Source organism: Candidatus Symbiopectobacterium sp. NZEC135 (assembly GCF_025962695.1).
Genome location: NZ_JAGFPF010000855.1, coordinates 1 through 884, shown reverse-complemented (window position 1 = coordinate 884; position 884 = coordinate 1). Strand labels below are relative to the sequence as shown.

The following is an 884-nucleotide window of genomic DNA, read 5'->3' as shown; positions in this document are numbered from 1 at the left end:
CCTGTCACTGGCATTGTTCATAGCCGTCGCGGCGATTATCTGGTGCTGGGTAATGGCGATACCTTGTCCATCGGCAGCCGATTGGCCGATGGCAGTGCGGTTGTGGCTATCAGTGATAGCGCAGTGACGTTCAGACAAGGGCGTACGCTGATTACGCTTCCATTCAATTTTTAAAGGGAAACTCGATGGCGACGCTGACGGCATTGGAAGATCGTATACAGGGCTCGGCTGACGATGCCCAAAAGGCATTGCTGGAGCTGCGTGCCGCCCGTCATCGATTAACCTGTGCCATGACGAAACCCATTACGCCAGAACAATATCAGCACTTTGCCTTATTGCTGGAAGCGGTGATACAGAGCGAAGATATTATCAAGATCATTTACTTTCGTTATCACAATACAGCGCTAGAGGCTGGGTTAAGTCAGTAGAGAATACCCATCGACCTATCAACGGCTGAGCTATTCGTGAACGATGAGAGGTGCAACATGTCAGGCAATATACAGAGTCAGTTTAAAAAGTTCGAAGTAGAGTATGAACGTTTATTAAAATGTTTTTCCGAATTTGAAAAGATCAAAAGCGAACTGACCTCCGCAGGTCATACCGTTTCTCCTCATGATGCACAGGCGGTAAAACCGCTGGGTATCCACCACATGAACATTATTGCGGAAAATGCAAAAAAAGATTTGAAAGCATTAACTATCTCCTTGAAAAAAATCGAGACGCATATTAAGCACAGCGTCAATAAATAATGTTCATATCTACACTATTTTATATTCCAGGAGGTTTATAATGGAGACTACGCCAGTTTCTTCATTGCCAGACATTAATTCTACTGTACTTGAAGACAAAGAAAGACGTGTCAGAAATACCACTCAAGAAAAGAC

2 protein-coding genes are annotated in these 884 nt (G+C 44.3%); both read left to right on the top strand.

All coding sequences use genetic code 11. The features are described 5' to 3' along the window. Window positions 1-185: 185 nt before the first annotated feature. Window positions 186-428 carry an EscE/YscE/SsaE family type III secretion system needle protein co-chaperone gene (locus tag J5224_RS30970; protein ID WP_264628848.1) on the top strand — a complete coding sequence of 81 codons (243 nt, stop codon included), beginning with the start codon at window positions 186-188 and terminating at the stop codon, window positions 426-428. Between the two features lie 57 nt (window positions 429-485). After that, entirely contained in the window at window positions 486-749 is a 264-nt protein-coding gene (locus J5224_RS30965) for a hypothetical protein (RefSeq protein ID WP_264628847.1), read from the top strand. Window positions 750-884 lie beyond the last annotated feature (135 nt).